The 23,681-nt window shown below is 62.0% G+C and carries 17 protein-coding genes; 9 read left to right on the forward strand and 8 right to left on the reverse strand.

Features of this window, described 5'->3' with window-relative positions; translation table 11 throughout:
• The first annotated feature begins 288 nt into the window (after positions 1-288).
• The 4 genes from I6E42_RS11970 to I6E42_RS11985 all read left to right on the forward strand — a co-directional run bounded on the left by I6E42_RS11970 (position 289) and on the right by I6E42_RS11985 (position 3,793).
• Positions 289-465: a hypothetical protein gene (locus I6E42_RS11970; protein ID WP_235372245.1), complete on the forward strand. Its 177-nt coding sequence runs from the start codon at positions 289-291 to the stop codon at positions 463-465.
• Positions 462-1,154, forward strand: coding sequence for a YjjG family noncanonical pyrimidine nucleotidase (locus tag I6E42_RS11975; protein WP_235372246.1), 693 nt, complete (start codon positions 462-464; stop codon positions 1,152-1,154). Before I6E42_RS11970 ends, I6E42_RS11975 begins: the two co-directional genes overlap by 4 nt.
• Before the next feature lie 241 nt (positions 1,155-1,395).
• Positions 1,396-3,270, forward strand: coding sequence for an LTA synthase family protein (locus tag I6E42_RS11980; protein WP_235372247.1), 1,875 nt, complete (start codon positions 1,396-1,398; stop codon positions 3,268-3,270).
• Between the two features lie 46 nt (positions 3,271-3,316).
• On the forward strand, positions 3,317-3,793 hold the full coding sequence (locus I6E42_RS11985) for a pyridoxamine 5'-phosphate oxidase family protein (RefSeq protein WP_235372248.1): 477 nt from the start codon (positions 3,317-3,319) through the stop codon (positions 3,791-3,793).
• A 114-nt stretch (positions 3,794-3,907) separates the two neighbouring features.
• Here I6E42_RS11985 and I6E42_RS11990 read toward each other — a convergent pair whose 3' ends face one another.
• The 7 genes from I6E42_RS11990 to I6E42_RS12020 all read right to left on the reverse strand — a co-directional run bounded on the left by I6E42_RS11990 (position 3,908) and on the right by I6E42_RS12020 (position 15,144).
• Complete coding sequence (locus I6E42_RS11990) at positions 3,908-5,434, reverse strand: peptidoglycan DD-metalloendopeptidase family protein (RefSeq protein ID WP_235372249.1); 1,527 nt, start codon at positions 5,432-5,434, stop codon at positions 3,908-3,910.
• Positions 5,435-5,786: 352 nt separating this feature from the next.
• A complete protein-coding gene (locus I6E42_RS11995) occupies positions 5,787-6,086 on the reverse strand; it encodes a hypothetical protein (protein ID WP_235372250.1) in 300 nt (99 codons plus the stop codon).
• A gap of 599 nt (positions 6,087-6,685) precedes the next feature.
• Entirely contained in the window at positions 6,686-8,512 is a 1,827-nt protein-coding gene (gene typA, locus I6E42_RS12000; RefSeq protein ID WP_235372251.1) for a translational GTPase TypA, read from the reverse strand.
• Between the two features lie 325 nt (positions 8,513-8,837).
• On the reverse strand, positions 8,838-11,210 hold the full coding sequence (gene argB, locus I6E42_RS12005; protein ID WP_235372252.1) for an acetylglutamate kinase: 2,373 nt from the start codon (positions 11,208-11,210) through the stop codon (positions 8,838-8,840).
• A gap of 108 nt (positions 11,211-11,318) precedes the next feature.
• The gene (gene cuyB / locus I6E42_RS12010) at positions 11,319-12,032 is read right to left on the reverse strand and encodes a cysteate racemase (RefSeq protein WP_235372253.1); all 714 of its coding nucleotides are present in this window, start codon (positions 12,030-12,032) and stop codon (positions 11,319-11,321) included.
• 259 nt (positions 12,033-12,291) lie between these two features.
• The gene (locus tag I6E42_RS12015; protein WP_235372254.1) at positions 12,292-13,509 is read right to left on the reverse strand and encodes a carboxylate--amine ligase; all 1,218 of its coding nucleotides are present in this window, start codon (positions 13,507-13,509) and stop codon (positions 12,292-12,294) included.
• Between the two features lie 567 nt (positions 13,510-14,076).
• Positions 14,077-15,144 (reverse strand): alanine racemase, encoded by a 1,068-nt coding sequence (locus tag I6E42_RS12020; RefSeq protein ID WP_235372255.1) that lies wholly within the window; start codon positions 15,142-15,144, stop codon positions 14,077-14,079.
• Positions 15,145-15,361: 217 nt separating this feature from the next.
• Between I6E42_RS12020 and I6E42_RS12025 the strand changes: the two genes are divergently transcribed.
• Positions 15,362-16,669: a Na+/H+ antiporter NhaC family protein gene (locus I6E42_RS12025; RefSeq protein ID WP_235372256.1), complete on the forward strand. Its 1,308-nt coding sequence runs from the start codon at positions 15,362-15,364 to the stop codon at positions 16,667-16,669.
• 137 nt (positions 16,670-16,806) lie between these two features.
• Here the strand turns inward: I6E42_RS12025 and I6E42_RS12030 are convergent, their stop codons facing one another.
• Positions 16,807-17,679 carry a helix-turn-helix domain-containing protein gene (locus I6E42_RS12030; RefSeq protein ID WP_235372257.1) on the reverse strand — a complete coding sequence of 291 codons (873 nt, stop codon included), beginning with the start codon at positions 17,677-17,679 and terminating at the stop codon, positions 16,807-16,809.
• 304 nt (positions 17,680-17,983) lie between these two features.
• Here I6E42_RS12030 and miaB point away from each other — a divergent pair, with 304 nt between their 5' ends.
• The 4 genes from miaB to mutL all read left to right on the forward strand — a co-directional run.
• Positions 17,984-19,396, forward strand: coding sequence for a tRNA (N6-isopentenyl adenosine(37)-C2)-methylthiotransferase MiaB (miaB, locus tag I6E42_RS12035; protein ID WP_235372258.1), 1,413 nt, complete (start codon positions 17,984-17,986; stop codon positions 19,394-19,396).
• Positions 19,396-19,953, forward strand: coding sequence for a transposase (locus tag I6E42_RS12040; protein ID WP_235372259.1), 558 nt, complete (start codon positions 19,396-19,398; stop codon positions 19,951-19,953). Before miaB ends, I6E42_RS12040 begins: the two co-directional genes overlap by 1 nt.
• Before the next feature lie 33 nt (positions 19,954-19,986).
• Positions 19,987-22,590 (forward strand): DNA mismatch repair protein MutS, encoded by a 2,604-nt coding sequence (gene mutS / locus I6E42_RS12045; protein WP_235372260.1) that lies wholly within the window; start codon positions 19,987-19,989, stop codon positions 22,588-22,590.
• Positions 22,591-22,652: 62 nt separating this feature from the next.
• A partial coding sequence (mutL, locus tag I6E42_RS12050) for a DNA mismatch repair endonuclease MutL (protein WP_235372261.1) occupies positions 22,653-23,681 on the forward strand: 1,029 nt, incomplete at its 3' end.

The following is a 23,681-nucleotide window of genomic DNA, read 5'->3' on the forward strand; positions in this document are numbered from 1 at the left end:
ATGGCGATGTTCACCGCCCCCATCAGCTCCTCCGACGCCACATAGTTCTGACTGCCTTTAAATTCATTCATAGGAATGGACCTCCGGATATTTTTTGTTATGCTCCGCATTTTAACGGGTTTTCGCCGAAAAGGCAACCCTTTTCCCGGGAAAAGTCTCCCTTGTCTTGCCAGCGCCCCGCCTGTCTGGTAGAATGGCGTTATCCGGTCCCCCGATGCGGCGGCAGAATCCGTACTTTGGGGTATTCCGGGTGAAAAGCGGGCGATAGCCCGGGAAAGGCGGCTGTTTATGGAGGCGTTTGCCATTGCCTTGTTTGCCGTGGCGGTGATCGGGATCCCCATCGCCATCCTGCTGGGCAACGACTACGGGAAAAAGCGGGGGTGCGGCCGGGGCTGCTCCACCTGCGGCAACCGGGACATCTGTTACCGGAACCGACAAAAGAAGGACAAGGAGTCATCCAAATGATCAAGACCATTCTGTGGGATGTGGACGGTACTCTGCTGGACTTCCTGGCGGCGGAGGAGGCGGCCATCCGGGCCTGCTTCGCCCAGTTCGGCCTGGGGGACTGCTCCGGCGAACAGATCGCCCGGTACTCCGCCATCAACCAGCGTTACTGGCACAGGCTGGAGAACGGGGAGATCACCAAGCCCCAGGTGCTGGTGGGCCGGTTTGAGGAGTTCTTTGCCCGGGAGGGCATCGACCCCGCCCTGGCCGTCCCCTTCAACCAGGCCTACCAGGTCCGGCTGGGAGATACGGTGCGCTTTATGGACCGCTCCGACGCCCTCATTTCCCGGCTCCGGGGCCGAGTGCGCCAGTACGCCGTCACCAACGGCACCCGGGTGGCCCAGGAGCGGAAGCTGGAGAAATCGGGGCTGGGGAAGCTCTTTGACGGGGTGTTCATCTCCGAACTGGTAGGGGCGGAAAAGCCCAGCCCGGCTTTCTTCGACTATGTGCTTGACCGCATCGGACCGGTGGACAAGTCGGAAGTCCTGATCGTGGGGGACTCCCTCACCAGCGACATGCGGGGCGGCCTCCAGGCGGGCATCCCCTGCTGCTGGTACAATCCCAAGTCCCTGCCCTGCCCCGGGGGGATGGAACTGGACTATATCATCCACGACCTGAACCAGGTGGAGGATATTTTGTCCCACAAGTAAATAAACAAGTGAATTAGAAAGCGGCCGTTTCCTTGGAAACGGCCGCCTTTTTCACGGGTGTGCGGGGGCCGGCGGCAAGCCGGGCTCTGACGACCATCAGGCTACCCCTGTGGGAGGAAGGTGTTTTCAATTCCAGTTTATGAAATCATTGCCGGGGTCCCGCCCCGGCTTTTCTTTTTTTGAAACGTGTGGTATACTTTTGTCAAATTCCCGTCAATTTTCCGTAAAAAGAGGGTCCTTTATGAAAATACTCCTCCAAATCCTCCGCTTTTCCCCCGGGGCGGCGCCAAAATACAAGACCGCCCACCACGTCTGGCTGGCCCTCTCCCTCGCCGGGCTGGGCTGCTGCGTGGGGGTGCTGTCCCTGCTCTTTTCCGCCGCCGCCTATGGGAAGCTGCCGGGGAAGGCGCTGTTCCGCTCCTACTTCCACAGCCCCCTGCTCCTGCTCCTGAACCTGCTGGCTCCGGTGCTGCTGGTCTGGCTGTTCTACTTCCTCACCCGCCGGGCCTGGGCGGGCTTTCTGGGCGGGGCCCTGCCTACTATGGGCGTGGCCCTGGCCAACTATTTCAAGATCCGCCTGCGGTCCGACCCCCTGCTGGCCACCGACCTGCGGCTGGCCGCTGAGGCCGGGGACATTGTGGGCAATTACCAGCTGGACCTGAACTGGCTGGTGTGGCTGGCCCTGGGGTGCCTGGGGGCGGGACTGCTGTTCGCCGTCCTCCTCATGCCCAACGGTCTGCGGGGATGGAAAAACCGGGTCTTCGGCGCCGCCTCCTGCGGGGCGCTCCTGGGGGTGGCCTTTGTCTCCCTGTTTCTGAACCCTCAGATCTATCAGAAGACCGCCAACAACAGCCTCATCAACCCCTGGTCCGACGTGGAGGTCTTTGTGTCCAAGGGCTGTCTCTACCCCTTCCTCTACTCCTTCCGGGACATGTTCCCCACGCCCCCCGAGGGCTACGACGAGCAGGAGACCGCCGCCCTCCTGGCCCGGTATCCGGACAGCGGCATCCCGGAGGACAAAAGGGTGTCCGTCATGGGCATCATGCTGGAGGCCTTCTGCGACCTCACCGACTTCCCCGCCCTGGCGGGGCAGGAGGCGGTGGCCCAGGTCTACCGGCCCTGGCACGAGCTGGAGGCGCAGTCCGTCTCCGGAGACCTGCTGACCAACATCTTCGCCGGGGGTACCGTGGACAGCGAGTGGGGCTTCCTCACCGGCTACTCCCAGCATGACGAGTTCCGGAAGGATACCGACTCCTACGTCTGGTATCTGAGGGGCCAGGGCTACCAGACCTTCGGCAGCCACCCGGGCTACGGCTGGTTCTACAACCGGCAGAACGTCAACCAGTACCTGGGCTTTGAGGAGTATTGGTTCACCGAAAACCACTACGGGGACCTGGTGGACCCCACTGCCGCCATCTACAACTCCGACCACCTACTGGTCCGGGAGCTGCTGGCCCAGCTGGAGGAGCGGATCCAGGAGGGCCCCTGCTTCTCCTTCTCCGTGTCCTACCAGAACCACGGCCCCTACGAGTGGACCTACACCGCCGGGGAGGCGTACCTGACCCCCGCCGCCACCGGCTTTGATGAGGAGACCTGCCACGTCTGGAACAACTACCTGAAGGGGATCTCCGACACCATTGGCGCCATGACGGAGCTGGCCCGGGGGCTGGAGGAGCTGGAGGAGCCGGTGGTACTGGTCCTCTTCGGGGACCACAAGCCCTGGGGCGGCAACGGCAACTCCGCCTACGCCGGCATCGGCGCCGACTTCGACATCTCCACCCCGGAGGGCTTTTACGACTACTACTCCACCCCCTATCTGATCTGGGCCAACTCCGCCGCCAAGGAGGCTCTGGGCAGCCCATTTGTGGGAGACGGCGGAGACTTCTCCCCCTGTTTCCTGATGACGGAGGTCTTTGACCTGTGCGGCTGGCAGGGCCCGGGCTTCATGGAGCTGTCCCGGCAGGTGCGGGCGGTCACCCCCCTGGTCCACAGCCAGGGCCTGTTCCTGCAAAACGGCGGGATCGTCAATGACCTGGATGGGGAGCAGGAGGCTCTGGTCCGGTCCTTCCTGTCCGCCCAGTATTACCGGGAAAACCAGGCGGACCCCATGCCCTGAGGGGAAAAGGGTCCCCTACAAATCGGAAGTTGTGGAGGTGAATTCAATGTTTAGACCAATTCGAAAAAAGAAAAATGAAATCAGTATAGATGCAGCGAAAGAACTTCTTCGTTGTTCTCGTCGTGGCATACTGGCGGTTAATGGTGATAATGGTTATCCCTATGCTATACCGATTAATTATCTGTATGATGCAGACGCAAATAAGATTATTTTTCATGGAGCAAAAGCAGGTTATAAGGTGGATTGTTTGAAAGTATGTGACAAGGTTTGTTTTACTATATGCGGTAATGAAAGCATTAAAGGAGAACCGTGGGCACCGTTTCTTCAAAGTGTGGTGGTCTTTGGACGATGCCATTTAGTCGAAAATCAAAATGACATTATTAAGCGTGTAAAGCAGTTTGCGATGAAGTATTATCCTGATAAAGAGATGGTAGATGAAGAAGTGGCATCATCAGGAAGAGCCGTTCAGATGTTCGAAATCGAAATAGAGCACCTTAGCGGAAAAGAAGTACAGGAACGATAAATTCCAGTTTATCACGCAAAACCGCGGGCTTCCATCCGTGATAGCATTACATCGCAAAACAGCGGTGGATAAAAAATACCTCCCTCCGATTGCCTCGGAGGGAGGTATTTTTCATTATCTCAGATAATTCAGGGGGTTGACAGCCTTGCCGTTGATGCGGACCTCGAAGTGGCAGTGGACGCCGGTGGAGCGGCCGGTGGAGCCGGCCTTGGCGATCTGCTGGCCCTTGTACACCTTCTGGCCGGCGGAGACCAACAGCTTGGAGTTGTGGCCGTAGTAGGTCTCGGTGCCGTTGTCGTGGCGGATGATGACCAGATAGCCGTAGCTGCCCTTGTACCCGGCGAAGGTGACGGTGCCGCCGTCGGCGGCCTTGATGGCCGCGCCGTAGCTGGTGGCGATGTCGATGCCGGAGTGGTAGCTGTAGCTGCCGAAGATATACCGGCCGCCGAAATAGGAGGTGATCCGGCCGGAGATAGGCCAGGAGAAGCTGCCGGTGGAGGCGGTTTTGGGTTTTTCCTTGGTGCCCACGGCCTTGACAGTGGTGGTGGGCTCCCGCAAAGTGGTGGTGGAGAGGATCTCCCGGTCCCGCTCATAGCCGTTGACGTAGGTGACGTTGGCCTCCACCTGGGCCTCGCCGGGCTCACCCTGGGTGAGGATCTTGCTGGTGCCCTTGTACATGGAGCTGTCCTCCTTGGTCTCCACGGGACACTCGATCTCCTGGGTATAGATCTGGTGCTCCAGAGTCTGGACGGAGAGGACGGGGATCAGCTCCTTCACGTTGAGCACGTCGCCGATCATCAGCCGGTTGATGTCCACGTCGGGGTTCAGGGCCTTCAGGTCGCTGACCGACATGTCGTTGGCGTAGGCGATAGCGTTGAAGGTGTCCCCCTTCTGGACGGTATAGGTGGTTTCGCCGGTGGTGTTGGCCTCCAGGGCCTGGCGCATCTCATCGGTGGTCATCACCGTATCCACGGCGTAGACGTAGTCGATGGTCAGGTCCTCCACAAAGCCGGACTCCACGGTGTTCTCGTTTACATACTGGTTTTTCAATTCGTCCAGCATGTCGTTGAGGGTGTCTTCGTCCTTGACCACGCCGACGACCTGGCCGTCCACGGAGACCTGGCATTTTTTCAGGTGGTCGCTGACCTCATTGAGCTGCTGGTAGAAATAGTCCTCAATATCCGCCTCCCGGGTGATGTCGGTCTTGAGGGTCAGGGCGAACTGGTAATCCAGCTCCCCCTCCACCTGGTAGTCGTAGCCCAGCAGAGAGGAGCCCTCGGCCTCCACCTCCTGGATGGCCTGGTCCACCACGCTCTGGTCGGCCACCACGCCCACCGGGTCCCCGTCCAGGGTGACGGCGTAGCTGGTGGTGTACAGGGTGGTCAGGGTGAGGGCCACCCCCAGGGCGGCGGAGATGCCCAGAAAGGAGACAGGCCCCACGGCCTGGTGGATGGCCAGAGCGCCGTGGGCCACGTGGGCGGCCCGGCGCAGATGGATGCGGGTCCATTCCTTCAGTTCCTTCCAGCGGTGGGCGGCCCGGCGGCGGCGCTCCGCCCGGACCTGGGCGGCTTCCGGCTGGTTCTGGTGTTCCGCGTCCCCGGAGGAGGTCCCTTTGGGGCCGCGCGTCAACAACTGGTTCATGTGATGCCTCACTTATATGTCAATGGATAAAAATGACAATTCCAACAAAAGAGTTACAAAACGGTAACAAGTTTAATATACACACTTTTTGTCATTACGTCAACCCTTTTTCCGAAAACCCCGGTGTTTTCTTCCCAAGGACAGGGTAAAAATGACTTTTCTGGAGACATCAACATGTTGTGGACCGTACGCCGGGCGGGGGCCGGAAGACACAAAAAAAGAAAAAGCCGCCCCTCCGGCATGGACCGGAAGGGCGGTATTTTCGGCGGATTCACGAAGCAAGGGACGCCGTTTTTTGCCGGACGGCGGCGGTTCGGCGCTGAAAAAGGGACATGTGGACAGCCGGGGCCTGTCAGCCCATCAGGACATGGAGGGTGATGGTGATGGTCATGACCACCACGCACAGGCTGGCGCAGGCATCCAGCAGCATCAGGCGGCGGCGGGCCTTCCGCGCCCGGCGGGGCCGGACCTCCCGGAGCCGGGGGGCCTCCCAGTCCTCCTCCTGGCCGGCGGGGAAGCAGACCTCCTCCCGGGGCTGGGGGGCCAGACTCCCCTCCTGGGCCAGGGCCAGCTTCCGCCGGTATTCGTTCAGGTCCACCACGTTGCCGGTGCTGTGGATAAAATTGGGGGTGGTATAATAAATGGTCTGCATCTCGATCCCTCCCATTCGGAATGTTCAAGCACATTCTACCCCGCTCAGGGTCCCAAAAAACGGACTTTTCTGTCAATTCCCGTCCGATTTTGTCGAAAACAAATGTTCTAATCAGAAAATACAACAAACGTTCTAATTTATCAAGGGGGTTTAGAACATTTTTTCGATTTTCGGGGCATGATTTTGATAGGAGGAAAATTCGTCCCGGGGGTAAAACGGCCCGGTGAGGGCGCCGGGCCCTACGGCGGCACATCTCCCGGACCGGGTCGCATCCGGAGGCTGAGGCGGGCGGCCACACGGGGCCGCCCCTACATGCTTGTTTTGAGCGCCGGGGATAACGCAGTTGTATTGGCGCGCGCCGATCAGGGGATAAAGAAAAACGCTTCGTATTCCTTCTGGGAAAGAATACGGAGCGTTTTTAAAATTCAAGAATTTTGCCTTGACCAGATCAGCCCTTCTTCTTAGAAGCCTTGCGCATCCGGTCGCCGTGTGATTGGATGTCTTGGCAGGGCGAAGTGAATTCGCCCTGCCGCCGCGGCTGCGGCCGCGTGCCCGCTGTGCGGGCTGGACCACGGCGACGGCGGTCACTTCAATCAGGCTTAGCCCTTCTTCTTGGAAGCTTCGCGCATCCGGTCGCCGTGGTCCAGGATGCGCTTGCGCAGGCGGAGGTTCTCGGGGGTGCACTCCAACAGCTCGTCATCGGCCAGGAACTCCAGGCACTGCTCCAGGGACAAGGTCCGGGGGGTGACCAGGCGCAGAGCGTCGTCGGAGCCGGAGGCCCGCATGTTGGTCAGCTGCTTCTTCTTGCACACGTTGACGGAGATGTCCTCCTGCTTGGGGCACTCGCCCACGATCATGCCGGCGTAGACGGGGGTGCCGGCGCCGATGAACAGCTGGCCCCGCTCCTGGGCGTTGAACAGGCCGTAGGTGACGGCCTCGCCGGTCTCAAAGGCCACCAGGGAGCCGGTATTCCGGCGGCTGATCTCGCCCTTCAGGGGCTGGTAGCTGTCGAAGACGGAGGCCATGATGCCCTCGCCCTTGGTGTCGGTCAAAAACTCGTTGCGGTAGCCGAACAGGCCCCGGGAGGGGACCAGGAACTGGGCCTTCATCCGGTCGCCCACGGGGTTCATGTCCAGCAGGTCGCCCTTGCGGGCGCCGATCTTCTCGATGACGGAGCCGATGCAGTCGGCGGGCACGTCCACCACCAGCCGCTCCACGGGCTCGCACTTGACGCCGTCGATCTCCTGGAACAGGACGCGGGGCGGGGAGACCTGGAGCTCATAGCCCTCCCGGCGCATGGTCTCGATGAGGATGGACAGGGACATCTCGCCCCGGCCGGCCACGTTGAAGGCGTCGGTGCTGTCGGTCTCGGTGACCCGCAGGGACACGTCCTTCATGGTCTCCCGGTGCAGGCGCTCCCGGAGCTGGCGGCTGGTGACAAACTTGCCCTCCCGGCCGGCGAAGGGGGAGTCGTTGACGGAGAAGGTCATCTCGATGGTGGGGGCGGAGATCTTGACGAACTCGATGGGCTCCACACAGTCGGGGGCGCAGATGGTGTCGCCGATGGTGATCTCGCCGATGCCGGACATGGCGATGATGTTGCCGGCGGTAGCCTCGGTGACGGGGACCTTGGCCAGACCGTCGTACTCATACAGGGCGGTGGCCTTGGCCTTCTTGGCGGGGACGTCGGGGTCGTGGTAGTTGCACACCGCGATCTCCTGGTTCTGCTTCACGGTGCCCCGCTCGATCCGGCCGATGGCGATCCGGCCCACGAACTCGTTGTAGTCGATGGAGGACACCAGCATCTGGAAGGGAGCGTCCACGTCGGACTCGGGGGCGGGGATATACTCCAGAATGGTGTCGAACAGGGGCTTCAAGTCGCTGCCCGCCACGTCGGGCTGGACGGAGGCGGTACCCTGGCGGCCGGAGCAGAACAGCATGGGGGAATCCAGCTGCTCGTCGGTGGCGTTCAGGTCCATCAGCAGCTCCAGCACCTCGTCAATGACCTCGTACACCCGCTGGTCGGGGCGGTCGATCTTGTTGACCACCACGATGACCCGGTGGCCCAGCTCCAGGGCCTTGGACAGGACGAAGCGGGTCTGGGGCATGGGGCCCTCGGCGGCGTCCACCAGCAGGATGACGCCGTTGACCATCTTCAGAATGCGCTCCACCTCGCCGCCGAAGTCGGCGTGGCCCGGGGTGTCCACGATGTTGATCTTGACGTCCTTGTACTGGACGGCGGTGTTTTTGGCGGTGATAGTGATGCCGCGCTCCCGCTCCAGGTCGTTGGAGTCCATGACCCGCTCCACCACGGTCTGGTTCTCCCGGTAGACGCCGGACTGCTTGAGCATCTCATCCACCAGAGTGGTCTTGCCATGGTCGACGTGGGCGATGATGGCAATGTTTCTCAGCTTCTCATTTCGCATGTTTCAACTACTCCTTTTGTATGGCAAGGCCCGGCGGGCCCGGATTCCTAAGGAAGGGGAACGGACGCGTCCCAGGGACAGAAAAATGCCCCGTTCCCGACTCTGACGGGATATTATACAGCTATTTTTCCCAAAACGCAACGGCTTTCCCACAAAAAATAGCGGTTTTTGCAGCCGGGAGCCACAGGAACGGCAAAATGCATATACGGGGGGCGGACGGCGGCGGATTTTCCGTGGAATATGGGAAAAGGGCAAGGGGCCGCCGGAAGATAAGCGATAAAAAGCGGCCGCTCCGGGAGCGGCCGCTTGCGGCTGTCAGATTCGGTTATCCGGTGATGGTGGTCCCCTGGACCCGCTGGCCCAGCATCTCCAGCAGGAGGGCGTGCTCCACCCGGCCGTCCAGGATGGACACCTCCCCTACCCCGGCCCGGACGGCGTGGACGCAGCCCCGGACCTTGGGCACCATTCCCCCGGCGATGAGGCCGGCGTCAATGAGCTCCTCGGCCCGCTTGGCGTCCATGCGGGGGACCGCCGTCTTGGTGTTGTGGCTGTCGATGAGCACCCCGCCGATGTCGGTGAGGAAGATGAGCTTGTGGGCCCCCATGGCCTCGGCCACCGCCCGGGCGGCGTCGTCGGCGTTGCAGTTCAGGGTCCCGCCGTCCTCCCCCAGGGCGATGGGGGAGACCACGGGGAGAAAGCCCGCGTCCAGCAGGGTGTCCAGCACCTTGGTGTCCACCCTGGTGATGTCCCCCACCCGGCCCAAGGCCGGGTCCTTTACCGCGGCGGTGATGAGGCCGCCGTCCTTGCCGGAGATGCCCACAGCGGACACCTGGAGCCCGGCCAGGTCCTGGACGATGGCCTTGTTTACCTGGGCGGACAGGGCCAGCTCGGCGGCGTCCAGCACTCCCTGGTCAGTGACCCGGTAGCCGTTTTCAAAGCGGGTGGGGACGTTCAGCTTGTTCAGCAGGGCGGTGATGTGCTTGCCGCCCCCGTGGACCAGCACAACCCGGACCCCCACCATCCGCAGGGCGGCCACGTCCTGGAGGGTGGTGTCCGCCTCGGCCTCCGCCCCGATGGCGGAGCCGCCGTATTTGACCACCACGGTCTGGCCCTCGGCCCGGTTGAGAATGGGCAGGATGGACAGGAGGTTACGCACCTTCTCCATGCCGTCCAGGCCGTGGCGCACGTCGTACTCCTGCAAAAAGCTGTGGACATAATCCACGTCAGAGGGGGTGTCGATATACTCGCTGCCCCGCTTCTGGCGGGTTTCCGCCCCCTTGCCGGTGATGAGGAGGACGGAGGGCTCCCGGCAGCCCAGAATGGCCTGGCGGATGGCCTCCCCCCGGTTGGGCTCGATGGAGTATTCACAGCCCTGGGCGGCCACATACTGGGCCACCTCCCGGCAGATGGACTCGGTGTCCTCCTCCCCCGAGTCCTCCTCGGTGAGGACCACCAGGTCGGAGTATTTGCCCGACACCTCCCCCAGGTCCTGCCGCCGGTCCAGGGCCTTCTTGCCGGGACAGCCGAAGACGGTGACGATGCGGCGGCCGGGGTACTCCGCCTGGACGGAGCGGAACAATATCTCGAAGGACATGCGGTTGTGGGCGTAGTCCACGATGGCGGTGACGGTCTCGTCGGCGTTGGCGTAGACCTCCATCCGCCCGGGCACCCGGGCCTTCATCAGGCCTACATAGATATACCGCTCGGGGATGTTCAGCCCCTCGCACACCGTGATGGCGGCCAGGGCGTTCTCCACGTTGAACAGCCCCGGCATGGTGAGCCGGAACTCCCGGAAAAAGCGGCGGGTGCGCACCCGGAACAGTATGTCGTTGCCCCACTTCCGGACCTGGGAGGCGTAGACATCGGCCTCCTGGTCCTTCTGGGAGAAGGTGAACACCGGCTTGCCGCTGGCCTTCGCCGCCTCCAGCACCCGGCCGGCGTGGTCGCAGTCCAGGTTGACGCAGCAGAGCTTCGCCTGGGCGAAGATTTTCAGCTTGGAGGAGAAGTAGTCCTCAAAGTCCGGGTGCTCAATGGGAGAGATGTGGTCGTGGCCGATGTTCAGGAAACAGGCGGCGGCGAAGTCGGTGCACAGGGAGCGGTGGTACTTTAACGCCTGACTGGACACCTCCATGGTCAGGTACTCCATCCCGGTGGCCACGCCGTTGGCGAAGTGGCGCTGGAGGTCCAGGGGCTCGGGGGTGGTGAGGTGGGACTCGAACTTCTCCACCCCGTCGTAGGTGTCGATGGAGGAGATGACCCCGGAGGCGGGCTTGCCCTCCCCCTCCATGTACTCGTCCAGGATATATTTCAGGTAGTAGGTGGTGGAGGACTTGCCCTTGGTGCCGGTGATGCCGATGACCTTCATCTGTCCCGAGGGGTGGCCGTAGTAGAGGTCGGCCAGGGGGGCGATGGTCAGGCGCATATCCCGCACCAGGATACAGGGCAGGTCCACTTCGGGGTAGGGAGTCAGGCTGACGTAGGCCATGGCCCCCTTGTCCTTTGCCATCTGGAGGAACTCGGCCTTGAAGTGAGCCCCCTTACAGAGAAACAGGGTGCCGGGAATGACCTCCCGGGAGTCGTAGGACACCAGAGCCACCTGGGCCGCCCGGTCCAGCCCCTCCGGCACGGGGGCGGCCAGCAGGTCCTTTTCCTCCAGCAGGCGGAGATAGTCGTTGAGGGTGTGAAGGGTGAGTTCCATAATGCACCTCGTTTTTGAGTCAGGAATGGGAAATTGGGGATGGGCGGACCCGCCCATCTCTCCCGGAACTGCCGCCTCCGGCGGCACATCCGGTCTGAAGGGCCTCATTCATTGAAAAAAGTCCCGCAGGGGCTTGTGGCAGGCCTGGATGGCCCGGTCCGCCAGAACGGCCATGGCGTCGGTGTAGAAGGGGGGCAGGCGGGTCTGGGAGGCGAAGACGGACAGCTCGGTGCAGGCCAGCACCCCGCAGTCGCAGCCCTGGGCGATCAGGTCCCGGTGGATGGCGGCGAACTTCTCCGGGTCCCCGTCCCGTCCCGCCTTCACGTCGTCGTAAATGAGGGACATGACCTGGTCCTGGGCCTGGGTGGTGGGGACCACCGCCTGGATACCCAGGGCGGCAAATTCCTTCTGGTACAGCCCGGTCTGGATGGTGCCGTCGGTGGCCAGGATGCCCGGGCGCTTTCTTCCCTGGGCGGCCAGGGCCTTGGCCGTCTCCCGGATCATGTGGAGGATGGGGATGCCCACCTCCCGCTGGACCCGGTCCAGAAAGTAGTGGGAGGTGTTGCAGGGGACGGCGATTACGGTGCACCCTGCCCGCTCCAGCAGCTGGGCGTCGGCCAGAAGCCGGCGGTACACCCGCTCCCGGGAGGCCTCGGAGCCCAGAATGGCGGCGGTGCGGTCGGGCATGTCGCTGTCCGACAGGATCAGGGCGTTGACGTGCTCCTGGTCCCGCTGGGCGTCGGTCCGGTCAATGATGAATTGATAGAAGGTGTTGGTGGCTTGCGGCCCCATGCCGCCCAGGACACCGAGACGATAATTCACAAGATCACTACTTTCGAGAAAGGAGAATTACAGTAAAGTGGGCCGCAAGCCCCAAATGGAAGCCCAGCGTAGCGCCCGCAAGGCGGCAAAGCCGCCAACGGCTGCGCAGCGGGTTCCATTTGGAGAGGAGGAGCAGCGGAAAGAATGAGTTTTGCCCGTTAGGGCGAAACGAAGGATATGGAGCCTGCGACGACGAGCGGCCCCATGCCGCCGAGAACGCCAAGACGATAGTTTGGCATAGACAGTCTCCTGTGTCAGGTCAATTTTCGGGTACTTTGTTGTACTGGCTGAAGCGCTTCATGTTGCCGATGTGGTTTTTCACCACCCGCAGGCGGCGCTTGAGGGAGGCGTCCTTCTCATAGACCAGGGAGTGGGAGTCGGCCCCCGCCCGGATCAGGGCTTTCATCTCCTGGTGGTACTTCTTTGGGGTGAACTGGAAGGCCACCTTCCGGGGGACCATCCGCCACAGGGAGCGGTTTTTGGTGATCTCCAGCTCCTTGTCCCGGCCCTCGATCCGGTCCTCCACCACCAGCTTGGCAATATTATGCCCGGAGCCGGTGACATAGTAGTTGCTCCGGCCCTGGCGGCAGTTGATCTCGAAGGCCTTGTACTTGCCGTCCCGGCTGTCGTACTTGATGTCGAAATTGGAGAAGCCGGTGAAGTGCAGGCTCTCCAGCAGGTCGCGGATCTTCAGCTCCAGGGCCTGATCTTCCTCGGTGATGATGACGGCGTGGTTGCCGATGCCGTGGGGGGAGTGCTCCTCCAGCAGCACGTGGCCCAGACACATCATGGTGACCTTCCCGTTCCGGTCGGAGTAGTTGGTCAGCACCCGCATGTAGCTGTCGTCCCCGGGAATGAACTCCTGCAAAACCATGTGGTCCTGATAGCCGGCGGCGTAGACGTGGTCCAGGGCCTCCAGCAGCTCCTCCCAGCTCTGGCAGATGTACACCTTGGCCAGGGAGCGGTCTCCGCAGGCCCAGTAGGCTACGGAGTCGGCGGGCTTGGCGATGTAGGGCGGGCCCCAGGGCAGGGTGAAGTCGTGGCCCATGGACTTGTCGTAGATGAAGGTGGCCGGGTGGTCGATGTGGTGCTCGTCACACAGCTGGTAGAATTTCTCCTTGTTGATAAGGGTGTTCAGCAGGGACTCCTCAATATAGGGGGCGATGACGTTGGCGGGCAGGTGGTCCCGGTGGCGGGCGGCCAGCTGGACATAGCTGTCCCCGCAGCCCATGAGGATGACCGTCTTGTCGGCGAACTCCTGGGCCACCGCACGGGCGTTGCGGAGGAAGGCCTCGTCGCTCTCGTTGTCGGGGCAGACCCGGTAGTCGATGATGGCGCTGCCGCGGCAGGGGAAGGAGGGATATTTCCCGAAGGCCACGGACTTGACGCCGTAGGCCTCGTGGAAGGCCCGGGCCACGCTGTATACGTTGATGTCGCCGCCGAACAGGAGCGGCTGGAAATTGTGAGACTGGTTCATAAAGCGGATAACTTCCTTTGTATTTTAAATTTACTGGATGGGGTAAAGTTTAGCTTATCGATTTTTTGCCTGCGGGCGGGATGACGGGATAGGACGAGGGGACATTTCGCCCTCGGGCGAGGTACTTTTGTAGAGATACAAAGGTACCCAAAAAATCTCCGGGGCTTCGGCCCCGGACCCCATGGGGAGCCCGATTGGGAAAGTGTTCCTCGCGTTCGGCGCGCAAGCCCAGGTTCTATTGCCTCACCATCCGGGCCTCCGGCCCTGGATAGAAAAGAATTGAGAGCGACAGCCACTGAATGGCAGCGCCTGAGTTTCCGAATTGTGCGGTGTGGTTCCTGGTTTCACTGTGCGGCTCCGTTGTAAAACTTGATTCAGGGGTATCCGACATCGGACGGCCCCGGCTAGCCACGGGAGTGAGGCGAAATATCCCCATCTCCCGTCCCGCCCGCAGGCGGAATTTTAAACGGACATCCGATAGCCGCCCTTACGGTGCTTGGTGTTTCGGCCCGGTGAGGGCACCGGGCCCTACATGGATTTCGAATCCAATACCCAATAAACGAAAATTTACCGGTATTCTGTGATAAACCCCTTGGCGAACAGGGGGTCGATGTCGAAGGTGGCCAGGTCGCCGGCGGAGCATTTCAGATTGGTCACGTTGAGGACGGTCTCGGTGGCGCCGATGCCGCCCAGGACCTTGGCCCGCTGGTCCCCCAGCCGGACGGTGACGGCCTTGGCCTTCCGCCAGCGGCGGAACATGGCACAGAAGCCGGTCTCCCGGGGCCAGGACACCCCGAAGCCGTTCTGGTAGCCCACGGGGAGGACGGCCACCCGGGTGGGCTTTTTCAGCACCACAGGCTTGTCCGCGCCGATGGTGTGGCCCTTGGGCAGCCAGCGGACCTCGGCCAGGGGGACCTCCCCGTAGCCCACGGTTTTGAGGCCGTCGTCCCGGGTGCGGCGGCAGCGGCCCAGAATGGCCGACCCGGCCCGGACCCCGTCCAGGCGGGATTCCTGGTCGTGGAGGAGGGCGAAGGAGCCGGCGGCGTGGACGGTGCCCGTCTCAAACCCGGCGGTGTGGATGGTGTCCAGCACCTGGTGGAACTGCTCCAGCTGCTGCTTGGCTTCCGGGTCGTTGGGCCGGACGGCGTGGAGCTGGGTGTAGATGCCCGACAGGGCCACGTTGGGCAGGGAGCGGTAGGCCAGCAGGATTTTCTCCGGCTCGCTGACCAGAAAGCCGCCGAAGCCCATGCCGGTGTCCACCTGGATGTGGGCCTCCACCACGGTGGAGCGGTTCTCCGCCAGGGCGTTGAGGGCCATACCCGTGTCCACCGAGGAGATGGTGCACACCACGTTCAGGTCCACCAGCCGCTCCAGCTCCTCCCGGTCGGTGGTGGAGCGGAGCATCAGGATCTCCTCGTCCTCGAAGCCGCCCTTGCGCAGCTCCTCGGCCTCGGCGATCTCGGACACGGCGAAGCGGCCGATGCCCTCGTCCCGCAACAGCTTGGCCAGCCGGACGATGCCGGCTCCGCCGCCGTCCCCCGTCAGCACCCCGTAGACCACGGCCCCGGCGGCGCGCTCCTTGATGACGGCCAGATTGTTTTTGACGGCGGATTTTTCAATGACCAGCTTTCGCATAAAAATGGCTCCCTTCTATCTGTCTCGGGCGGGCGGCGGGGCGAAAGGCCCCAACACCGCCATTGTAACCATGTAATATCTTATTTTAACACTTTCCCCGGGAAAAGGCAATGTAAAGCTGCGGGCGTTCTGCTGCCGCGTGACGCGCCGGCGAGGGCCGGAAGCATTGACCGGCCCGGGAAAAGGGGATATACTGGGAGGCAACGGAGGGATAGGAATGGAATTTATTACCTTTGGACTTTTTTTGGCGCTTCTGCTGACCTGCGTTGTGCTGGATATCTCTGTTCTGGCGGCCCTGGTGGGGGGGCTGCTGGTGTTTTGGGGATACGGGCGCCTCAAGGGCTTTGGCTGGCGAGAACTGGCCACCATGTCCTGGTCCGGCGTGCGCACTGTCCAGAACATTTTGATCACCTTTTTCCTGATTGGGATGCTCACCGCACTGTGGCGGGCCTGCGGCACCATCCCGGTCATCGTCTGCTATGCCGCCAAGCTGATCCGTCCCGAAATTTTCGTGCTGCTGACTTTCCTGCTGAACAGCCTGATGTCCGTCCTGACGGGCACCTCCTTCGGCACCGCCGCCACCATGGGAGTCATCTGCATGAGCGTGGCCAACGCCATGGGCATCAGCCCCTTCTGGGTGGGAGGCGCCGTCCTGTCCGGGGTGTTCGTGGGGGACCGGTGCTCTCCCGTCTCCACCAGCGCCCTGCTGGTGAGCACCCTGACGGAAACGGATATCTATGACAACATCCGGGCCATGCTCCGCACCGCCCTGGTCCCCTTCCTCCTGTCCTGCGGGATCTACCTCTGGGCGGGGGCGCGGACCGGCGGGGGCGGAGGCGAGGTGGACGTCCAGGGGATGTTCCTCCAGGAGTTCCGGCTGAGTCCGGTGTGCCTGCTGCCCGCGGCGGTGATCCTGATCCTGGCCCTGTGCCGGGTAAACGTCCGCAGGACCATGCTGGCCAGCATCGTGCTGGCTTTCCTCATCGCCATGACGGTCCAGGGCCTCCCCGTCTCCCGGCTGCTCTCCACCCTGATCTCCGGTTACCGGGCCGACGACCCGGCCCTGTCCGCCCTGATGAACGGGGGCGGCATCCTGTCCATGGTCCGGGTGGCGGCCATTGTGTGCATCGCCTCCTCCTACTCTGGCATCTTCCGGGACACCGGCCTGCTGGGCCCCATCCAGGGGAAGATCACCGCCCTGGCCCGCCGGGCCACCCCCACGGGGGCGGTGATCCTGACCTCGGCGGCGGCCGCGGCGGTGTCCTGCAACCAGAGCCTGGCCATCATGCTCACCCACCAGCTGTGCGGCTGCCTGGAGGAGGACAAGAGCCGGATGGCCATCCTCTTGGAGGACACGGTGGTGGTCATCGCCCCCATGATCCCCTGGTCCATCGCGGGAGCCGTCCCCCTGGCCTCCGCGGGCGCGCCCACGGTCTGTATCCTGGCCTCCTGCTTCCTCTACCTTCTGCCCCTGTACCGGCTGGTAGTGTCCCTGGTCCGGGACCGGCGGGGCGCGGCGGCCTGACCCACGGGACCGGAAGGCGCATCTCGCTTCGCTGAATGCGCTGGTTTTAGGATTTTAGAAACTTCTGCGTCAATTTGATGAAAAAGGCTTCGCCTCAAGCTGGCGAAGCCTTTTCAACAGTCAGAAAAATTTTGAAGTTATGCCTTTATGGGCAATAACTCGATATATCCCCGGGCGCCGACTGGCTCAAGCTGAATCTTTGGGCTTCGGTCATCCCACTGATAGCCGATCACAGTCGGGTCGTATTTTTTCTCGGATTCCCAAATATCCGTAATCGCCTGCTCGTAATCTTCTTCCTTGAACGGCTCGCCCTGGAACATGAGGTACTTTGAAGCCGGAAGCTCAATGATGTCAAAGCCGTCCGGAATTTCTCCGCTGTAATCCTCAGATACCTCGACGCCCTGCACATACTCGCTTGTTCCCGGTTTGATATACTCTTTTGGCAGCCATAAACAAACGGGTTCCCCGCAAAGAGATTTCATGCTGACCAGCACGCCCCAAATATCGCAGCCAACTTCCTCGCAATATTGCCAATACTCTGTGGCGGCCTTTCCGCGCTTCATGATAACCTTTCGTTTGGGCTTGTCGATGACTTGAATAAATACATTTTTTACACTCATGCTCGTTTCCTTTCTTTCCATAAACCTGAACTTGACACCGTACGGGGTAAAAAGATGCAGCGGAATCGGATTGGCGGAATACTTACTTGGATTGCAGCCAAACTCTTTCTGAAAGGCTCGCTGGTATCCATCAACGCTCCCAAAACCAAAATCAAGAGCAACATTCAAGATTTTTACATCTTCATCCCGCAATTTGAGGGCAGATTTCGTTAACCTTAGTTTTCTGATGTAATCAGCCGGCGTTACGCCTGTATATTCTAAAAACAATCGTCTTGCATACCAAGGGGAAAACAACGACGCCTTTGCAACATCGGCAAAGGAGATCCGTTCACACAAATGTTTTTCAATATACTCTTGCATGCGCCGTACCGCTTCCATTTGTTCCTGCATTTTCTCACCTCCCTACGCAAACATCTTACAATAGCTTGGCGGGAATTCTCTCGACCATTTTTGCTATTTCATTTCCCTGTTGAAATTCAAGGATCCATCAATAAATTGACAAATGCTAATTTATCATATCCCGTTGTCCACTTCAACGATTGGCAAAAATGCCACAGCGGGAACCGCCAATCTGTTAAGTCCGTTGGGACGGAACCATTGTGACCTTGAGTTTTTCGCATGAAAATGTTATAATAAAAAATCTGGATACAGGCCCGTTCCAGGGCCCCAAATACCCTGAAACGGGAGGAACCATATGGAACGCACAACCACCGTCATTTCCCAGGTCCAGGTGGACCGCCAGCTGGATTACTGTGACAAGATTGCCGCGATTACCGCCCAGTGGCCGGAGCGGCCCCTGGCCTTTGTGGACACCTACGGCTGCCAGCAGAATGAGGCCGACTCCGAGCGCATCCGGGGCTATCTGGAGAAAATGGGCTTCGGCTTCACCGGGGATGAGGAGCAGGCCCGGATCATCGTCATCAACACCTGCGCCATCCGGGAGCACGCCGAGCAGCGGGTGTTCGGCAACGTGGGGGCCCTGGTCCACGTGAAGCGCCGCCACCCGGAGCAGCTCATCTGCCTGTGCGGCTGCATGATGCAGGAGCCCCATGTGGCGGAAAAGATCCGCCAGTCCTACCGCCATGTGGACCTGGTCTTCGGGCCCCACGCCCTGTGGAAATTCCCCGAGATGATCCACACCCTGCTGACCCAGCGGGGGCGCATCTTCTCCAACGCCGACGAGGCGGGTTCCATCGCCGAGGGCATCCCGGTGGTCCGCCAGGACAGCGTCAAGGCCTGGGTGTCCATCATGTACGGCTGCAACAACTTCTGCGCCTACTGCATCGTCCCCTACGTCCGGGGCCGGGAGCGGTCCCGGCAGCCGGAGGACATTCTGGCCGAGGTGGAGCAGCTGGTGGCCGAGGGCTACAAGGACATCACCCTCCTGGGCCAGAACGTCAACTCCTACGGCAAGGACCTGGAGGAGCCCTGCGACTTCGCCGACCTGCTGGAGCGGGTCAACGCCATCCCCGGGGAGTTTCTCATCCGGTTCATGACCTCCCACCCCAAGGATGCCACCCACAAGCTCTTTGAAACCATGGCCCGGTGCGAAAAGGTGGCCCCGGTGCTCCACCTGCCCGTCCAGGCGGGGAACGACCGGGTGCTGAAGGTGATGAACCGCCGCCACACCCGGGAGCAGTACCTGGAAAAGATCCGGGACCTGAAGTCCCTCATCCCCGGCATCGTCCTCACCTCCGACATCATCGTGGGCTTCCCCGGGGAGACCACCGAGGAGTTTGAAGATACCCTGTCCCTGCTGGAGGAGGTGCGCTACGACGCCCTGTTCACCTTCATTTTCTCCCCCCGGGTGGGCACCCCCGCCGCCAAAATGGACGACCCCATGTCCCACCAGGAGAAGCTGGCCAATTTCAACCGGCTGGTGGCCCTGCAGGACTCCATCTCCGAGGAGAAGCACGCCGCCTATATCGGGAAAACGGTGCGGTGCCTGATCGACGGGCTGTCCGACGACGCCCGGTATGACCTCACCGCCCGCACCCCCGGCAACCGGCTGGTCCGGGTGGTGGGTCCCAAGGAGGCCCTGGGCCAGTTCCGGGACGTGAAGATCACCGACGCCAACAAGTGGTCCCTCTTCGGGGAGCTGATGTGATGGAGGCGCAGTGGGCCAGACGGAAGCCCCTGCGCCTGCGGGACTATGATTACAGCCGGAGCGGCATGTATTTTGTCACCATATGCACAAAAGACAGGGTGTGTTGCCTGTCCCGGGTGGAGGCGCCTGGCTCCGTAGGGGCGCTTCACGAAGCGCCCGTCATAACGCTGACCGATCTTGGGCGAATCGTGGATAAGATGATTGTGTCCCTGCCCAAACGTTACCCCAGTGTTCAAATCGAGAAATATGTTGTGATGCCCAACCACATTCATTTATTGCTGCGCTTACCCGCACCGGAAACCGGGGCGCATCGTGATGCGTCCCTACCGGCGGGAAAAACGGAAAAGGGCGGAACAAGGGCCTTGCTGGCGCAGATAGTCGGATATTTGAAGATGAACGCATCCAAAGAAACCCACGCAAAATATCCCGGTTTACAGCTATGGCAGTCCCGTTTCCACGACCACGTGGTACGCAATGAGGCTGACTGCCTCCGGATCTGGAATTACATCGACGCCAACCCCGCCAAGTGGGCGGAGGACAAATATTACGTCCCGTGACCTGAGGGGACAAGACAGAAAGACGGTGGACCCATGGCAGAGATCACCCCCATGATGCAGCAATATTTGGACATGAAGGCCCGGAACCCGGACTCCATCCTCTTTTTCCGCCTGGGCGACTTTTATGAGATGTTCAACGAGGACGCCAAGCTGGTGTCCAAGGAGCTGGACCTGACCCTGACCACCCGGGACAGGAACAAGCCGGCGGAGGAGCGGGTGCCCATGTGCGGGGTGCCCTACCACTCCTGCGACAGCTACATCGCCCGGCTCATCGCCAAGGGCTACAAGGTGGCCATCTGCGAGCAGACCGAGGACCCGGCCCTGGCAAAGGGCCTGGTGGACCGGGACATCATCCGGGTGGTCACCCCGGGTACCGTCATCGCCTCCTCCATGCTGGAGGAGGGGAAAAACAACTACATCTGCGCCGTCTACGCCGACTCCGCCGTCTACGGCCTGTGCCTGTGCGACATCTCCACCGGCGAGGTGTACGCCACCTCTTTCCCCGCCGGGGAGGAGGCCCTGGACCATCTGGAAAACGAGCTGGGCCGGTTCCACCCCGCCGAGGCGGTGCTGTCCGACGGGGCCTATCACGCGGAGGGGCTGGTGGAGTTTCTCAAGGAGCGGCTGGACTGCGCCTGTGAAAACGGGGGCGAGGGCCGGTTCCGCCTGGGCGCCGCCCGGCCCCTGGTGGAAAAGCAGTTCAAGACCGGTTTGAACACCCTCCCCGAGGGGGACACCGGGGCGGTCCAGGCGGCGGGGGGCCTGCTGACCTACCTCTACGAGACCCAGAAGACCGATCTGAGCCACATCGCCAACTTCTCCTACTACACCTCCGGACAGTTCATGGAGCTGGACCTCACCGCCCGCCAGACCCTGGAGCTGACGGCCACCCTGCGCTCCAAGGACAAGAAGGGCTCCCTCTTGTGGGTGCTGGACAAGACCAAGACCGCCATGGGCGGCCGGCTCATCCGGGGCTGGATGGAGCGGCCCCTCCTCTCCCCCGTCCAGATCGGGCGGCGGCAGCAGGCGGTGAGTGACCTGGTGGAGGACATCATCACCCGGGAGGAGCTGTCCCTGACCCTGAAGGAGGTCACCGACCTGGAGCGCCTCATCGGCCGGGTGGTCTACGGCTCCGCCGGGGGCCGGGACCTGGTGGCCCTGGCGAACGGCCTGGGGAAGCTGCCTCGGGTCCGGGAGCTGCTGGAGGGCTGCCCTTCCGCCCTGCTCCAATCTTTGCGGGGAGAGCTGGACGATTTACCGGAAATCCGGGACCTGCTGGGCCGCGCCTTGGTGGACGAGCCCCCCTTCTCCGTCCGGGAGGGCGGCTTCATCCGCCCCGGCTACCACGCCGAGGTGGACCGCCTCCACGACCTGCTGGACCACTCCGCCGAGAAGCTGGCCGAGCTGGAGGTGCGCACCAAGGAACAGACGGGCATCAAGAACATGAAGGTCAAGTCCAACAAGGTCTTTGGCTATTACATCGAGGTGGCCAAGTCCCAGACCAGCCTGGTGCCCGGTGACTGGACCCGGAAGCAGACCACGGTGAATTCCGAGCGGTACATCTCCCAGGAGCTGAAGGAACTGGAGCACGAGATTTTGTCCGCCGAGGACAAGGTGACCGCCCTGGAGTACCAGCTGTTTTGTGAACTGAAGGAGCAGGTGTGCGCCCAGGTGGCGCGCATCCAGAAGTCCGCCGCCGCCGTGGCCCAGGTGGATGTGCTGAATTCCTTCGCCACGGTGGCCGCCGCCAACAACTACTGCATGCCCCTGGTGGACGCCTCCAACACCCTGAACATCCAGGAGGGCCGCCACCCGGTGGTGGAAAAGGTGTTGAAGAACTCCCTCTTTGTCCCCAACGACACCCACATGGACTGCGGCGATGACCTGTGCGCCATCATCACCGGCCCCAACATGGCGGGCAAGTCCACCTACATGCGCCAGGTGGCCCTCATCGTTTTGATGGCCCAGATGGGCTCCTTCGTCCCCGCCAAGTCCGCCCACATCGGCATCGTGGACCGGGTGTTCACCCGCATCGGGGCCAGCGACGACCTGTCCGCCGGCCAGTCCACCTTCATGGTGGAGATGACCGAGGTGGCCGCCCTGCTGAAAAACGCCACCAAGAAGTCCCTGCTCATTCTGGACGAGATCGGCCGGGGCACCTCCACCTACGACGGCATGGCCATCGCCCGGGCGGTGCTGGAGTACTGCGCCGACCCCAGGCGGCTGGGGGCCAAGACCCTGTTCGCCACCCACTACCACGAACTCACCGCCCTGGAGGGGCAAATCCCCGGGGTGAAGAACTACAACATCGCCGCCAAGAAAAAGGGCTCCGGCGTGATCTTCCTGCGGAAGATCGTCCGGGGCGGGGCCGACCAGAGCTACGGCGTGGAGGTGGCCAAGCTGGCCGGGGTGCCCGACCGGGTCATCAAACGGGCCCGGGAGATCCTGGAGGAGCTGGAGTCCGGCCAGGGCGTGGCTATGGGGAATACCACCCCCGCCGCAGACGGCCAGATCTCCCTCATGGACCTGGGGGCCCAGACCGTGCTGAAAAAGCTGCGGATGACCGACGTGAACGTCCTCTCTCCCATTGAGGCCCTGAACCTGCTGGCGGAATTGAAGCAGGACATGCACGGCTGACCGCCAAATACCATTCCAAAGCGTAGGATATGAATCAGATATAACAAAACGTAGAGGTTTTTATGCCAGAGATTCGAGTATTAGATTCCCATGTGGCCGACCTGATCGCCGCCGGTGAGGTGGTGGAGCGGCCCGCCTCCGTGGCCAAGGAGCTGATGGAAAACGCCATCGACGCCGGGGCCTCCAAAGTGACCGTGGAGATCGCACACGGCGGCATGACCTTCCTCCGGGTCACCGACGACGGCTGCGGCATCCCGGCGGGCCAATTGAAAACCGCCTTCCTCCGCCACGCCACCAGTAAGCTGCGCACCGAGTATGACCTGGAGGCCATCGGCACTCTGGGCTTCCGGGGGGAGGCCCTGGCCGCCATCTCCGCCGTCTCCCGGATGGAGGTGCTGACCCGGACGGCGGAGGCGCCCCTGGGGGCCTCCCTGTCCCTGGAGGGGGGCGTGCCGGGAAATGTGGAGGAGACGGGCTGTCCCCTGGGTACCACCATGGTGGTCCGGGACCTGTTTTTCAACACCCCCGCCCGGCTGAAATTCATGAAGAAGGACGCCGCCGAGGGGGCCGCCGTCTTCGCGGTGGTCCAGCGGGTGGCCCTGTCCCACCCGGAGGTGTCGGTGAAGTTCATCCGGGACGGCAAGCAGGAGCTGCTCACCCCCGGGGACGGGCGGCTGCAGAGCGCCGTCTACGCCGTTTTGGGCCGGGAGCTAGCTCTGGGCTTCCGGGCGGTGAAGGCCACCGGAGAGGACATGACCGTCTCCGGCTTTGTCTCCCTCCCCGCCTGCTGCCGGGGCAGCCGGAACTGGCAGTTCTTCTTCGTCAACGGCCGCCAGGTCAAGTCCCGGATCATGATGGCCGCCCTGGAGGAGGCCTACAAGAATCAGAAGATGGTGGGCAAATTCCCCGGCTGTGTCCTCCATCTGGAGACAAAACTCAATGCCGTGGACGTGAACGTCCACCCCGCCAAGACGGAAGTGAAGTTCGGCAACGAGCGTCAGGTGTTTTCGGCGGTGTACCACGCCGTCCTCTCCGCCCTGGAGCAGGACCGGAGCCATCCGGAGGTCGCCATCCAGAAACCGGAGCGCGGG

The sequence above is a fragment of the Pseudoflavonifractor phocaeensis genome, from assembly GCF_021531815.1.
GTDB lineage: Bacteria > Bacillota > Clostridia > Oscillospirales > Oscillospiraceae > Lawsonibacter > Lawsonibacter phocaeensis_A.

Bases quoted from the DNA above. Each gene is read 5' to 3' on its own strand.
- I6E42_RS11970 (WP_235372245.1), top strand. From the start codon at position 289: ATGGAGGCGTTTGCCATTGCCTTGTTTGCCGTGGCGGTGATCGGGATC.
- I6E42_RS11975 (WP_235372246.1), top strand. From the start codon at position 462: ATGATCAAGACCATTCTGTGGGATGTGGACGGTACTCTGCTGGACTTC.
- I6E42_RS11980 (WP_235372247.1), top strand. From the start codon at position 1,396: ATGAAAATACTCCTCCAAATCCTCCGCTTTTCCCCCGGGGCGGCGCCA.
- I6E42_RS11985 (WP_235372248.1), top strand. From the start codon at position 3,317: ATGTTTAGACCAATTCGAAAAAAGAAAAATGAAATCAGTATAGATGCA.
- I6E42_RS11990 (WP_235372249.1), bottom strand. From the start codon at position 5,434: ATGAACCAGTTGTTGACGCGCGGCCCCAAAGGGACCTCCTCCGGGGAC.
- I6E42_RS11995 (WP_235372250.1), bottom strand. From the start codon at position 6,086: ATGCAGACCATTTATTATACCACCCCCAATTTTATCCACAGCACCGGC.
- typA (WP_235372251.1), bottom strand. From the start codon at position 8,512: ATGCGAAATGAGAAGCTGAGAAACATTGCCATCATCGCCCACGTCGAC.
- argB (WP_235372252.1), bottom strand. From the start codon at position 11,210: ATGGAACTCACCCTTCACACCCTCAACGACTATCTCCGCCTGCTGGAG.
- I6E42_RS12015 (WP_235372254.1), bottom strand. From the start codon at position 13,509: ATGAACCAGTCTCACAATTTCCAGCCGCTCCTGTTCGGCGGCGACATC.
- I6E42_RS12020 (WP_235372255.1), bottom strand. From the start codon at position 15,144: ATGCGAAAGCTGGTCATTGAAAAATCCGCCGTCAAAAACAATCTGGCC.
- I6E42_RS12025 (WP_235372256.1), top strand. From the start codon at position 15,362: ATGGAATTTATTACCTTTGGACTTTTTTTGGCGCTTCTGCTGACCTGC.
- I6E42_RS12030 (WP_235372257.1), bottom strand. From the start codon at position 17,679: ATGCAGGAACAAATGGAAGCGGTACGGCGCATGCAAGAGTATATTGAA.
- miaB (WP_235372258.1), top strand. From the start codon at position 17,984: ATGGAACGCACAACCACCGTCATTTCCCAGGTCCAGGTGGACCGCCAG.
- I6E42_RS12040 (WP_235372259.1), top strand. From the start codon at position 19,396: ATGGAGGCGCAGTGGGCCAGACGGAAGCCCCTGCGCCTGCGGGACTAT.
- mutS (WP_235372260.1), top strand. From the start codon at position 19,987: ATGGCAGAGATCACCCCCATGATGCAGCAATATTTGGACATGAAGGCC.